The organism is Desulfovibrio sp. ZJ369, assembly GCF_011039085.1.
Lineage (GTDB): Bacteria > Desulfobacterota > Desulfovibrionia > Desulfovibrionales > Desulfovibrionaceae > Desulfovibrio.
This window is the reverse complement of the sequence record NZ_JAAKEI010000049.1, coordinates 1-13716: the sequence shown is the minus strand read 5'-3', so window position 1 is coordinate 13716 and position 13716 is coordinate 1. Positions and strand designations below refer to the sequence as shown.

Sequence of the window (13716 nt, the reverse complement as noted above, 5' to 3'; positions counted from 1 at the left end):
CTTGCAGGCGTATAACCAAAGATATCAGCCAACTGCTGTCTAGTGGCCTGTTTTGCCAGGTAAGCCTTCACGACGATAGTACGAATATTTTCAGGAGCGAACTTCATAGAACAAGTTTAGATTTTTTATGTAAAAAATTAAAGTTAAAATGCTCTAGAGCGTTTTGCTGATTTCATTAGCAAAACGCTCTGAAAACGCCCGCTCTTGCGAGAACGGGCGTTTTCAGAAAGTCAGGGGCAATGTCCAATGTATTCAGAAAGCCAGGGCTCATTTGCGGGGGGTCAGGGCGATCCGATTGCGCTCCACGGCCACGGCGAGTTCCGGCAGCAAATCCTCGAGCGCATTCAGGTCGTTGACTTTGGCCGCCCGCTCCACGCAGCGGGCCATGCGGGCAAGAACGCGGAAGCCGTAGGATTCCGATTCCGCGGCAATGCGCCCGGCAGCCTCGCCCACCACAGCGCCGCGACGACTCTGAAAGCCTTTTTGGGCATCTTGCAGGGCCGCGTCCAGACGCTCCACCAAAAGCAGGATGGCGTCGTCCATTTCCTGAGACGGGTATAGATTGCGAGCTGCGTCATTCGGGGTCAGAGCCGCAGGCTTTTCCGCAGCGGCAGGCTGCGGCGCGGGAACGGGCGCAGAGTCAGGCTGGATTGGATCCTGAGGCGGCGAAGCCGCAAGGGCCTCGCCGGACCCTGTGACTGCGCCCTGGGCAGGCGCTGCCCCGGCAATAAAATCCATAAAGGAGCTTGCAGCCGCGCCGGGCTCAGGAGGCGCGTCGGAAATCGGCGCAACGCCCGGCTCACGTCTGGCCGGCTCAGATTCGGGGGGGGTGTTTTTAGGGGGAACCGGCACGGGCTCGCCCACCCACTCGTCGGGCGTGGACAAACTGGGGCTGATATAGCCTTCGGCCGTGGGGCGCGCTGCTTTGGGGCTCACGCTGAAAGCCACGCGTGACCCGGAGTCTGCCGCGCGCGCGGCAAAGCCCAAAGGCTTGCGCGCCGCGGCCTGCGCCGCGGATTCCTTTGTCTGCGCCTGCGACCCGGAGGCTACGGTCGGCAGGGCGCTGCCGATGGGCATGGGTTCGCCTACCCATTCGTCGGGCCCGGCCAGACCTGGGCCGACATAGTCCCGCGCCCAAGCCGCGCGCGCTGCGGATTGGGGGGGCGTTGCCGGCTGCGGCGCAGGTGAAGCCGCAACTGTGGGCGCGCCGGAAGGCTTCTCGGATTCGGTCGTGACCGGCAATGCCGGAGATGCCGCCGCGCTTTCCGCAGTGGCCTCGCTCGCCCGCGCCTGCGGCGCGTCAGGCGCGGCAAGCTCGGCAACCGTGTTTGCCGCCGGGGCGGACGCGGCAGCGTCAGGAGCTGGAGCCGGCGACGCCGTATGCGCAGCCGTTTCTTCCGCAAGGCGGTCATGGGGACGGGCAGAAGACGTCGCTGCGGCTTCCGGGGCGGCGGCCCGGTTTTCCGGAACCTGGGCAGCGGTTTGAGCCTCGCCGGATTGTTGCGTCTGGAGGTCTTCTTCGGCCCAGAGCGGGCCTTCCAGGCCCGCAACGGCGGAAAACTCCGCCTGCACGGCTGCGACCGTTTCCGTGGGCTCCTCTGTGCCGGGCAGCGGCTCCTGCGGCTCTGCATTCCCGGTCCCGGTTGTGTCTTTTTCAGGCGTGAGGGCCGCGCCCGTCACCGGATCGCCGGCCGGATCGTCGGGAGCATGGGCATTGTCGAAAAGTCCCGGCAAGGTGAGCTCTTGCAGGCCCGGTTCCTGTTTTGAACTTGTCAGGCGCGCAGGATCCGCGTTCAGATCATCGGGGAATGCGGAAGGCAAGGGCAGGTCAATATCCGGCAGGGGTGCGGCATCGGCCGGCAGATCGTGCAACAGGCCGCCCTGGGGCTGGCTCTGGCTGGGGCCCGGCGCGCTTTCCAGAGGGCCGCGCAAGGACTCCGCGAAGCTCAGCAGGTCAGGCAGGGCCGTAAGGTCAGGGATTTTCAGGGATGCGCCGCTGTCGCCGCCGCTTTCGGATCCGAAAAGATCCGGCAGAGGCGGCCGCCCGGCCTGGGTTTCCGGCTTCTCAGACGGCATGGTTGCAGCCTGCGGCGCAAAAGCGTCCGCACCGGACATGCTCTCAGACTCCTTTGCGCCGGGCTTGGGAGCCGGGGGGGACGGCTCGGACAACGGCCGCTCCGGCAGAGGGCTTGCGGGAGCGGGCAGCCCCGCCTCATCCAGAATTTCCTGTACGGTACGGCAAAAGGCCTCGCTCTCCACCGGTTCCAGCAGGGCGTGCGTAAAGCCCACGTCGGCCAGAGAATCCCAGCCGCTGTCGTCTCTGGTGAGTGCCAGAGCCTTGCAGAAAGGCAGCCCCCCGGCCAGGGCATCCTCCTGAAACCGGCACAGCGCGTCAACCGTGGCCGTGCTGTGGGACGGATCCTGCAGAACCACGAGCAGGGCCGGTTGCGTGGCGCTCAATTCCAATGCCTCATCCACATTGCGGACTGCGCTGCCGCGGCAGGGCACGGCTTCAAGCATCCGGAGCAGCGCTTGCCGCTCCGTGGCCCCCTGGGCCGCAATGATCACATGCGCCTGGGCGTTTTTTTTCCCTTCGGATTCCGCGGACGCATCCGGCTCAAGATATGTGAGGTGCAGGGTGAAAGCGATGGTTGTGCCGTGGGGAGTGCATTCCACGCCCAAAAAACCCTTGTGCGCGCCCGCCAGTTCCCAGGCTCTGGTCAGGGCCAGGCTGGAACGGTTTTGCGGCGGCATGCCCGAACCCGTATCCGTGACTGTGAACAACAAATGCCCGGCGTCGGCGCTTTCGGGCGCGCGGCGCACGGAAAAATGCACGGCGCCATGCTCCGTGGCCCGCACCGCGCTTTCCAGCAGCAGGCAGAGCGCGTCGCGCAGGGCATGAGCCTCGCCTTCGTACATGTGCCCCAGATGCGGAGGCATATACCATGCCAGGCCGATGCCCGCGGATTCCGCGTCAGGAGCTACAAAATCATGCACTTCGCGCATAAGGTGCTGCAAATTAAAGGGAGCGCGCGGCTCGCTCTCCCCCTGCTCCTGATGCAGGAGATTGGGGTTGCTGAGTATTTTGGACATCTCCCGCGCCGCGTCCAGCATATTTTCTGCGTATTGGCGCACTGCCGGCGGCAAGGCGCAATGGCCAAGCGCCGCGCCCTCGCGCAGCAGGCGATCCAGGGGCAGTCGCAACGCGTCTTCCAGAAATTCGGGCAAAAATTCGGGCAGGGAGGCGGATGCAGGAGGCGCGTTGCGATCCGCCGAGGCCGGCGATGGGGGCGTGACGTCGCTTTCTCCCCTGGCGTGCGGGGAGGGAGCGGCGGGCATGGCGGCAATCAGCCGCAGATTGGGATCGTCAAGAGGCTGCTCCAGCGTAAGGACATCCTCTTCCGTCATTGGCCCGGCGTTTTCCGGCGCGCGCGCGCCTTTGCCTGTGGCGGCGTCGGCTTCATTTTCCGCCGCGTCGCGGGGCGTTTTCGTGGCGGCAATGATCAGCGCGCTCAAGGCCGTGCCCCAAAGCGGAGCCGAGGCCATGAGGTTGGCGGCGTAGCCGCTGTCCAGGCCCAGGATGCCCGCGGCCACGAACAGGGGCGGCAAAAGACAACCCAGCAAAAAGCGCTTTGCCCCGCCAAGGCCCATAATCCAGGCTCCAAGAGCGCTGGGCACAAAAAGCAGGGCGCCCAAAGGCCAGAGATTCAGATAGCGGATGATCCAGGCGAAACCGGGCAGCAGCGGCAGGAGGGCCAAGGCGGCGCCGGGCAGGGAAAGCAGCAGCAGTTGGATGTCCAGGGCGCGTGAGCGGCTCCGGGTGTGCATCAAATGGCGGCCCACATGCGGCAGCAGCATCAGGGCAAGGCCCGGCGTCAGCACGCCGAAGGCGTCGCCGAGGCCCACATGGCCGGAGCCGAAGGCGGGCATGCCGATCACCCCCTGGGCGAGGGCCACGGCCACATACAGAGCCGTCCAGATGCGCCATTGGCCTTTTTCGGAAAGGCCGCGCAGCAGACACAGCAGCATGACCACGCCAAGCGCCAGCATGGCCGCCGTGCGCGCAAGGCTGTCCCAGTTGGTTGCCGCATCCTGGGGAGTGCGCACTATGGGCGAAAACCACAGTCCGGGCAAGCCGTCCAGCCGGATGTAACAGGTCAGAGCTTCCTTGCCCGCCTCGGGCAGCAAAAGGACGTTGCGTTGCTCCGGGCTGGTTTCGCGCCATTCCAGCGCGCCGCTCAGGCTGTTCTGAACAGGCTCGTAGAGGACAGGCTCGCCGGGCACGCTTTCGCCCATGTCCAGGAGCATGGTGGCGGGGCGTTGGCCCGCGGGCAAGGGCGCCAGGGTGAAACGCAGCCAGGTGACGCCGGATTCGCGCGGCAGCTCCTTGAGCGCCAGGGGGCGAAAAGCCGCTGCGTTTTCAGGGGCCGCTGCCTCTTCCACATCCATGGTGCCGGTTTCGTCGATGAAACAGTCAAGACTTGGCAGGAGGGGCATGCTGGGGGCATCCGGCGAGGCGGGCAGCATGGTCTGTGCCGCCTGTATGTCGACGCCCCGGCAGAAGCAGGCCAGACACAGCACAAAGACGGCGATTCGGCCCCAGAGGAAGGCCTTGCCGGGAAAGATATCTGCCATAAGTATTCCGCCTGTATGTAAGCCTGGGAACTTTTAGAGCATTTTTTTGATTGAAAATATCTATTTTTCAATCACTTCGCCGCCATCATTTTGCGTCCGCAACGCGGTCTGGACGCTCATTCGGCGCGGGCGTCAGCTAACGCTATCGACAGAGCGTTTAGCTAATTTCATTAGCAAAACGCTCTAATGCAGATTACCTTTGACTTTTTATGAAAGTCAAAGGTGGCATTCAGGCGAAAAACGCGGTTTTCGCCTGAATGTACGCCGCGTTGCGGCGGCTGCCGCTTTCGCGTCAGCAGAGCATTTTCAAAGTGAAAATGCTCTAATGCAGATGCTTGATCAGCTCGGAAACAGGTTTTCCGTCAGGCGAAAGCGCGCCCGGATTAACGGCAAGCAGTTGCTTCCAGGCTGCGACGGCTTCGTCTTTGCGGTGCAAATCGTAGTAAAGCACCACGCCTTCATTGAAACGCGCATTCTCATGGTCGGGCCTGATGGTCACGGCCTTGCGAAAGCTGGCCACGGCTTTTTCAAAGGCTCCGGTCTCACGGTACATGATGCCGAGATCCGTCAGCACGTCGGCATTGTCCGGCACGATGGCCAGCGAGCGCTCATACGCCGATACGGCCTGTTTGGCCTGGCCCGTGTCAAAATAGAGATTGCCAAGGGCGGCCCAGCTCCCGGCGTTGTGGGGATCGGCCAAAACATGCTTTTCCAGCTCCGCGATTTTTTGGGCCAGCTCCGGCGGCATGGGGGGCTGATTGTCTTTGGCGGACGCCGGAGACGGCCCTGAAGCCGCAGGCTGTTGCGCCTGTGCCGTGGCCCCGGTCTGGCGGGCGGCAGGCTGGGGACTTTCGGGAGCATTGAGCAGGCCGGGCAGCAGGCTGCCCAGATAGAGTCCGAGCACAAGCGTTGCCAGCATGCCCATCAGGCAGGTGCTTTTGCGGATGCCGCCTGAGGAGGACTGCGCCTGGAGGGCGCGGTCCCCTCTATCCTGGGGGGCGGGCGCGGTCTGTCCGGGCGCGCGCGCAGACTTGGTCTGCGGGGGAGTTCCGGGCCTGTCCTGAGGCTTTTTTGTCTTGCGGCGGGCCATGTGATCCTCGTTGCGGATGAGAAGAGCCACGGTAAAAGGTACTACAACCTACAACCTGAAAAAAAAAGAGGCAAGCCCGCAGCTTACAGGGCTGGCGCATAGAGCGTTTTGCTCATTTCATGAGCAAAACGCTCTACCGCGGCTGTGCTGCCGACGCGTCCTTTGTGCCGTTTGCAGCCGGGCTTTCGTCACTGTCCGGCTGATTGCCGGGCAGCGGGGCTTTTTCCAGCTCTTCGCGCAAAGCGCGCTTGAGATCCTCCCCGGCAGCAGGATCATGCAGGCCCGCGCTCAGATGCTCCACGCCGCGCGACACGTCTTTCAGATAATAGATGTACAACACGCCCAGGCTGTAGCGCACCGAGGCCTCATCCTTGAGGAGCAGCACCTTTTCCAGAATTTCGGCGGCTTCCTTATGGCGGCCCTGGTTGTGCTCCACAAGGCCCAGAAGATAGAGCGGGCGGGGATTGCTCACATCCAGCGTCACGGCGCGCCGGGCGAACGTGCCCGCGGCTTCCCAGTTCTGCCGGGCCATCAGGGCTTCAATGAGCTGGACCAGCACCCCCACATTGTCGGGATTTTGGGCGGCCTGCTGCATGAGCGTGCCGATGGGATCCGGCTGGGCCGCGCTCTCCATGCCTGAGGGGGTGGGCGCGAGCTGCACGGTAAGATGCGGATTTTTGAAGCGATCGATCAGGGAAACCGCCAGCATGACCGTCAGCCCCAGGGCCAGCAGGAGAATCAGCGCGCGGCCCGAACCGCGGAGAGTGGGCAGATCAGTCATGGTTGAGCATCTCCCATTGTGTCAGACGAGCGGCCAGAGCGCGCTGTTGCGCGCCCAGAAAGGCCAGATACGCGCCAAGCCCGATCCACACCGCGGCATTGGCCAGAACGATCCAGGTGAGGGTATCCATAGAGTCCTCCATATAAGTCTCGGCGCAGAGCAGAATACCTTTGAGATTGTCCGCTCCCGCAGCGGCCGGAGCACTTTCAAAAGGAACGTGCTCCAGTACCGTGTGTAAACTTGCAAGGTACTACGCAGTCGGCCCGGCGAGCCTGTCTGCCGCGCATGCGTCCAGCCGGGCGCGCAAATCCAACTGGCGCTTGCGCAGCCAGACCAGGCCGGCCCAAAGCAGGCCGAAGGAAAGCACGCAGGCAATGACCGTCAGCTTCATTTCCGGTTCCAGCCCGCCGCCCTTGGCCGCGAAGACCGCGGGATGGATGGATCGCCAGATCCGGGCCGAGAGAAAAACCAGGGGCACGTCCAGAAAAGCGACCACGCCCACCACCGCGCAGACCAGCCCCTTGCGCTGCGGCGGCAGATCCAGCCCGCGCAGCACCAGATAGCCCGCGTAAACGAACCACATGATCAGCGTGGTGGTCAGGCGCGGATCCCAGGTCCACCAGACGCCCCAGGACGTGCGCGCCCAGAGCATGCCCGTGACCAGAGCAAGCCCGCTCAAAAGCACGCCCACCTCGGCGGCGGCGGCGCAGAGGCGGTCAGCGCCGGGACAGCGGCGGATCAGATAGGCGATGGAGCCGAGGAATACCGTAAAAAAACTGACCAGCGCCCACCAGGCCAGAGGCAGATGCATGTAAAAAATTTTCTGGACCAGGCCGAGCGTGGCTTCCACCGGCGCATATACATAGATCAGCCATTGGCAGCAGGCAAAAGCGAGACCGCCCAGCAGGGCCAGGATTGGCGGCAGCACCGAAAGCGTAGGCCTCTGCGTGGGCATCTGATGGAACTCCTTTGCGCTGCGGTAATCAGTGTTGCGCGATCTTGCCGAAAGCCGAAGAAACCACGGCACACGCCCCAAGGCCTGTGGCCCGGCTTTCCCCAGTGCCGGAAAAGGCCGCGCGCTTCCGGCTACGGCGTCTGTTGCGGCCTGCATGTCGCCAAAGCCGCGCCCGGGTCGTTATTCGTCACCAGCGTAAATGAAGGCGAAAAGCAAAAGCCCGGCTCCCAGAAAAACCGCGTCAAAAGCGCAGGCCAAAGCCAGCCAGGAATCCGGGCCGTCCGGCGAGGCCGCGCCCAGGGCCTGCGCGCCCACCCCGATGCCCGCCAGCAGCAGCGGCGTGAGCAGGGGAAAGAGCACGATGCTCAAAAGCGACTCGCGCGCGGCCTGCCCCTGGGCCAGAGCCCCGAGCAAAGAGCCCAGGGCGCACATGCCGAGATCCACGAGCAGGAGGGCCGCCAGACCCGCCGGCCAGGCCGCGCCAAAGCTCTGGCTCAGAAAAACCACGGCCGCGGGCAAAAAAACGATCTGGGCCAGAAGCAGGAGCGCTAGGCCCGCCACGGCCTTGCCCAGCCACACGGCCTGAATGGGCGCTGGCGAGAGCAGCAGGCCCAGGCGGGCGCTGTTCACCTCTTCCAGAGCGTAAAGCTGGTTGAAAATCAGCACCTGGCAAAAGGCCGAACTCAGCCAGAACACAGCGGCCGCGCCCTGCGGGCTCATGCGTTCGCCGATGCCCTGGGACAGGCTGAAGACAAAGAGCAGCAACAGGCCCAGCAACAAGGCCTGCACAAGCCCGCTGCCCCGCGCCAGGGTCAGGGCCAGATCCTTGCGGGCCACGGCCCAAGTCAGGCGCAGCATGCCCTGTCTCCGGCCCGCGCGTCGCCCATGCCCGCTTGCGGGGCATAGCCGGCAAAGGCCTCCGGCGGCCCGTCAAAAGAGAGTCTGCGCTCCTCCAGGGCCAGCAGACGGTCGGCCAGGGGCGCGTCGCCGCTCAGATCATGGCTGATCAGCACCACGCAGGCCCCGCGATTGCGCGCGGCCCGCACTTCCCGGCGCAGCAAGGCCAGGGAGGCCGCATCCAGACCGGCGCCCGGCTCATCCAGCAAAAGCAGATCCGGCTCCAGCATGAGCACGCGCGCCAGGTTCAGGCGCTGGGCCATGCCGCGCGAAAAAACCCCGGCCCGCTCATGGGCGTGCGCCGCAAGGCCCACCCGCTCCAGCGCGGCCTGCAAATCCTGCCCGGAAAGGCGCAGGCCGTGCGCCTCGCGCCAGAAGGCCAGGTTTTCCAGAGCCGTGAGGCCCGGATATAAAAAAGTGGCGTGGCCCAGATAGCCCAGGCGGATGTCCTCCCCGGCGCGGTGTACGGTTCCGGCGCTGGGCCGCGACAGCCCGGCCATGATACGCAGCAGCGTGCTCTTGCCCGCGCCGTTGCCGCCCACCAGCAGCGAGACGCTGCCCGCCGCGAACGAGCAGCTTACATCCTTGAAGATCACTTTGACGCCGTAAAGCTTGGCGACGTGGCTGAGCTCAAGCATGGGCCCCGATCCCCCGGCCTCAGTTTCCGGCAGTGCCCACAGGCGCTTCGGCTTGATGCGTATCCGCGTTGGCGGAGCCGTCAGGCCGGTCGCCATCCTCATGATCGGGATCGTGGCCGGGCGACGCGGTCTGCCGGTTGCGGCGGCGCAGGCCCAGCAAGGGCAGCAGGCACATCAGGGCGCCGCCGATCCAGATCCAGTTGACCAGGGGTTCCACGCTGACCTTGACCAGCACGCGCAAATCCTCGTCCAGCCCCAGCAGGGAAGCGTAAATTTCATTGCCCAGGCCGGGGATCACATCCACCTCGGAGAACTGCATACTGCCGAACTTGTCGTACATGCGGCGTTCCGGAGCCAGCACGCCCAGCGTCACGCCGTCCCTGGCGATCTGCAACTGGGCCGCGATGTAATCGTAGCCGGGCTGTCTGCCGTCCTGGAGGTCCAGAAGCGTGGCAGTGTACGCGCCCACCGCTTTGCTTTCGCCCTTGGCCAGCAGCAGTTCCCCGCTCTGCGTATAGGGGCCGGAAAAGGCCACGCCCAGGGCCACCAGGGCCATGCCCAGATGCGCGCCCAACGCGCCCAGCGCGGCGGGTTGACGGCGCACGGCCTTATCGGTCAGCAGCAGAATAACGCCCAGGGCAATGGCAAAGGCCGCGGACGCGCCGATCAGGGCCGTGGGCTGACGATAGCCCAGCGCCCAGATCGCTCCGGCGCTGCCCACAAAAGCCCCCAGCACGGTGAAGAAGCGGCCCTTGCTGCGCAGGCCGCCGTTCCAGCCCAGCCAGGGGCAGGCCGCCATCAGCAGCATCAGCAACGCGCCCAGGGGCAGGCAGACGCGGTTGTAGAAATTGGCGTCCAGGCCGCGTGGCGCGGTTGTCCAGAGTTTGCTGATCACCGGCCACATGGTGGCGATCAGAATGATGGCGGCCAGGGCCAGCAGCACCCAGGCCACCAGAGTCAGAAAGCCCTCGCGGCTGTCCAGCCCGGCCAGAGGCCCGCCCTCGCGCGGAGCCGTGCAGGCGGCCCAGAAGGTGACCACAAGCCCGGCCAGCACAAAGACGGTCAGGGGCGTGCCCACCGAGCCGTCGCCGAAGGCGTGCACCGAGTCAATGACCCCGCTGCGCACCAGATAGGTGGCGAAAAAGGCCGACACCGTGGTCAGGGCCATCATGACCACATTGACCCGCCCGAGCTTGCCGCGCCGATCCTGTACGATCAGGGTGTGCAGGGAGGCCGTGCCAATCAGCCAGGGGATCAGGGAAGCGTTTTCCACCGGATCCCAGGCCCAGTAGCCGCCCCAGCCCAGCTCCATATAGGCCCACCAGGCACCGAGCACAATGCCCGCGGTCAGGAACAGCCAGGCCAGGATGATGAACGGCCGGGTCAGGCGAAACCAGGCCCCTTCGCCCTGCCCGCGCCCGGAAAGGCTCTGGGCCAGGGCCAGGCAGGCGGGCACGGCAAAGCCTCCATAGCCCAGGAACAGCAAGGGCGGATGGAAGATCATGCCCGGGTTCTGCAGCAGGGGGTTCAGGCCGTTGCCGTCCGGCGGCGCCGGGGTCTGCATCACAAAGGGATTGCTCCAGTTGGTCAGCACCAGGGTGAAAAAGGCCATGATCACATAAAAAAAGGCCCAGTACCACAGGCGCGTGGCCGGGCTCAGGCGATTATAAGCCCTGGTGCAGGCGAAGGCCGTGCCGCTCACGGCCACGGCCAGCGCCCAAAAGAGCATGGAGCCGGGCTGCCCGGCCCAGAAGGCTGTAAGGCGGTAAAAGACCGGCAGGATCAAATCCGTGTAGCTTGCCACATACTGCAGGCTGAAGTCGCGCCAGTAGAGCGCGTGCAGCAAAAGGGCCGAGGCCGCAAGCAACGCGCCGCTGATGAGCCAGTGCCCTTTTTCAATCAGGCGCAGGATGTCGGCGCGCCCCTGCCAGAGCTGGAGCAGGGCCATGCCGCAGCCCCCAAGGGCGCAAAGCAGGGCCAGAAGTTGCATGGCGTAAGCAAAAACGTACATGGGGCTCCTTTATGCGCGGATGTGGGCAAGGCTCATGAGAGGGCCGGAAGCTGCCCGGCCCGGTGTGATCCCGAAAAAAAGCGACGCCCCGGCATAAGGGGCGCTCGCCTGGGGTCAGCTTTGACGATTTTCTTTCTGGTATTTGGAAGGGCATTTGGTCATCAGGGTTTTGGCCGCGAAACGGCCTTCCGGCCCCATGCCGCCTTCCACAATGACTTCCGCCCCGGCCTTGAAGGTGTCGGGCACGGCCCCGCTGTAACTGACCTCAATGATCTGGCTGGCATTGTCCTTGTCTTCCAGAAGGAAGCTCACGCCCGGCCTGTCCCGGTGCTTTTCAATGCCCTCCCCGGCCACAGTGCCGAACAGGCGGGCAGAGATCAGCTTGTCCGGCGGGGCGGCCTTGGCTTCGGCCACATTCAGAAAATAAACGCTGTTCTCCGAGAAGCCGGCAAAGACGAGGTAGCCGGCACCGCCCAGAAAAAGCAGCAGCGCGGCCAGGTAAATACAGGTATTTTTTTTGCGGGCCATGGGTCCACTCCGGTTTGTACGCTGACCAACGGTGGCGTAGCCTAGCGTATTTCGGTTTTTCTGACAAGATAAGAATTGTTCTTGATAAAAGTGGCATGGACCGCGGGCTGCGGCCAAAACGCCTGCGGCCGAACGCCGGACGGGCCGAGCGTGCAGGCGAAAAGGACGCGGCAACAACCTATTGAAACATTACATCTAGGGCGTCGGCCGGCTTGCGGGCATCTTCCGGGCAACGGCCTTGCGCCGCTCGCGGGCCAGGGCGCGCAGATCCGCCACATTGTCGCTTTCGTCCAGAATTTCGCTGCCCAGGATTTCTTCCAGCACGTCCTCCAGGGAAACCACGCCCGCCAGACCGCCGTATTCGTCCAGCACCGCGAAAAGATGCACCCGGGCCTGGAGCAGCTCGCGCAGCAGCACGTCAAGGGTCTGGCTTTCCAGCACAAAATGCAGGGGCCGCATGATTTCAGAAAGGGGCGTGGCCTGCTTGCCGTCCTTGATGCAGCGGCCCAGGGTGCGGCGCTCCACAAAGCCCACCAGATCCTCGTTGTCCTCGCCATAGACCGGAATGCGGCTGAAATGCCAGATGCGCGGATCCTTGTAGGCTTCTTCCACGGTGATGTCCGCGGGCAGGGAAAAAACCACGGTCCGCGGGGTCATGATCTCATGGGCGCGTTTCTGATCCAGGGAGAGCACGTTGCGGATGAAGCGTTCCTCGTAGGGTTTGATCCGCCCGGCCTGACGGGAAAGGCTGGTCACGGCGCAGATGTCGTCTTCCGAGATTTCCGGCCCGGCCGAGGGCGGCGAGAGCAGGCGGGTGAGCAGGCTTGTGAGCCAGAGTATGGGGCTGAGCAGTTTGATGATCAGGGCCAGGGGCCGGGCCAGGGCACCGGCCAGGGGCGTGGCGTAGGCCACGCCCAGGGTTTTGGGCACAATCTCGCCAAAGGCCAGGATCAGCACGGTGAAACCCAGGGCGAAAAGTGCCATGTGTTCCGCGCCGAAAGCCGCCAGAAAGGCCGCGCCCGCCACGGTCGATCCGGCCGTGTTGGCTACGGTGTTCAGGGTCAGGATGGCGGCAATGGGCTTGTCCACCTCGGTGCGCAGCTTGTAAAGCAGCTCGCCCACCGGGCGGCCCATGCGGCGCAGACGTTCGATGGCGGACCAGGGCACGGCGTACAGCGCGGCCTCCGTGAGGGAACAGGTAAACGAGACCAGAACGGCAATGCCGACGGCCAGGGCAAGGGTGAGCATGACAGGGCATCCTGCGGCTGCGTTTGGCGCGCCCGAAGGCGCGCGGCTGGTTGCGAAAAAACTCAAGGCTCAGGCGGCGTAGCCTGCCGCGTCGCGGTTGGACGCTGCGGCCCGGCAGTTGTCGGCCTGTGACGAGGCCCGCGCGTGAGCCGCGGCACACTCTGAAAGCGCGTTTCCTGAGATTTTGAAACGCATATTCTATGGATAGAACTATAGCCCGGCAGCGCGGGCTTGGCAATTGTTCGGGGCAAGGGCGACGCCAGGCGTTTGTGCGCACTCTGCGGGAAGGCCCGCAACCGCGCATTCCTTAGAGCATATTGCTTTTAAAACGCTCGCGGCGGGCATGGCTTCGCCATGCCAGAGCGTTTAGCTAGAGCATTTTTATTTTAACTTTTTACATATCCACAGGATTTAAACCATCCTTCAGCGTCTTTTTGTGTGATACAACTTAATGCTTTTCCAATGGATTTGTACAGTTCATCACATGTTTTTGCTTTCATACCCCGAAGTAATTGTTTCACTTTGCTCCACATCTTTTCAATGGGATTTAAATCCGGGCTGTATTCTGGAAGGAAAATATACTTGCAGCCTTTTTCCGTTATCAAGTTTTTGGCTGTTTTTGATTTATGGATATTCAAATTATCCATTATAACAATATCGTTAGCTTTAAGCGTTGGAAGAAGAAATTTTTCAATATAAGCATTGTACATCTTTCCATCCAGTGCCCCATCAAAAACAGCACTGCAAGTTTCTCCCGTTACCCGGGTTGCTGAAAGTATGCTTATCCTTTCCCAACGTCCGTCTGACGCATGATCATGGCAACGTTGGCCATTTCTGGCTCTGCCGTATAATCTCGTCATATTGGTTTTGGCACCGGTTTCATCAATAAATATCAATCTATTACATGAAGCTTTTTGCTGGAACAGTTTCCAT

11 protein-coding genes are annotated in these 13716 nt (G+C 63.3%); all 11 read right to left on the bottom strand.

What is annotated here, in order from left to right; genetic code table 11:
- Positions 1–267: 267 nt before the first annotated feature.
- The gene (locus G7Y51_RS11855) at positions 268–4635 is read right to left on the bottom strand and encodes a HAMP domain-containing sensor histidine kinase (protein ID WP_165177750.1); all 4368 of its coding nucleotides are present in this window, start codon (positions 4633–4635) and stop codon (positions 268–270) included.
- A 322-nt stretch (positions 4636–4957) separates the two neighbouring features.
- Positions 4958–5755, bottom strand: a complete 798-nt coding sequence (locus G7Y51_RS11850; protein ID WP_241160238.1) for a tetratricopeptide repeat protein — start codon at positions 5753–5755, stop codon at positions 4958–4960.
- A gap of 103 nt (positions 5756–5858) precedes the next feature.
- Positions 5859–6506 (bottom strand): hypothetical protein, encoded by a 648-nt coding sequence (locus G7Y51_RS11845; protein ID WP_165177749.1) that lies wholly within the window; start codon positions 6504–6506, stop codon positions 5859–5861.
- The gene (locus tag G7Y51_RS11840; protein ID WP_165177747.1) at positions 6499–6636 is read right to left on the bottom strand and encodes a CcmD family protein; all 138 of its coding nucleotides are present in this window, start codon (positions 6634–6636) and stop codon (positions 6499–6501) included. The genes G7Y51_RS11845 and G7Y51_RS11840 overlap by 8 nt, the downstream gene beginning before the upstream one ends.
- Positions 6637–6756: 120 nt before the next feature.
- Positions 6757–7461 carry a cytochrome c biogenesis protein CcsA gene (ccsA, locus tag G7Y51_RS11835; protein WP_241160237.1) on the bottom strand — a complete coding sequence of 235 codons (705 nt, stop codon included), beginning with the start codon at positions 7459–7461 and terminating at the stop codon, positions 6757–6759.
- Between the two features lie 180 nt (positions 7462–7641).
- Positions 7642–8319 (bottom strand): heme exporter protein CcmB, encoded by a 678-nt coding sequence (locus G7Y51_RS11830; protein WP_165177745.1) that lies wholly within the window; start codon positions 8317–8319, stop codon positions 7642–7644.
- Positions 8307–8996, bottom strand: a complete 690-nt coding sequence (gene ccmA, locus G7Y51_RS11825) for a heme ABC exporter ATP-binding protein CcmA (RefSeq protein ID WP_165177743.1) — start codon at positions 8994–8996, stop codon at positions 8307–8309. Before ccmA ends, G7Y51_RS11830 begins: the two co-directional genes overlap by 13 nt.
- A 19-nt stretch (positions 8997–9015) precedes the next feature.
- Complete coding sequence (locus G7Y51_RS11820; RefSeq protein WP_165177742.1) at positions 9016–11007, bottom strand: cytochrome c-type biogenesis CcmF C-terminal domain-containing protein; 1992 nt, start codon at positions 11005–11007, stop codon at positions 9016–9018.
- A 114-nt stretch (positions 11008–11121) separates the two neighbouring features.
- Entirely contained in the window at positions 11122–11535 is a 414-nt protein-coding gene (locus G7Y51_RS11815) for a cytochrome c maturation protein CcmE (protein WP_165177740.1), read from the bottom strand.
- 195 nt (positions 11536–11730) lie between these two features.
- Positions 11731–12783, bottom strand: coding sequence for a CNNM domain-containing protein (locus G7Y51_RS11810; RefSeq protein ID WP_165177738.1), 1053 nt, complete (start codon positions 12781–12783; stop codon positions 11731–11733).
- A gap of 386 nt (positions 12784–13169) precedes the next feature.
- Positions 13170–13716: IS630 family transposase (locus G7Y51_RS11805; protein WP_206214331.1), on the bottom strand; the 547-nt coding region annotated here is incomplete at its 5' end.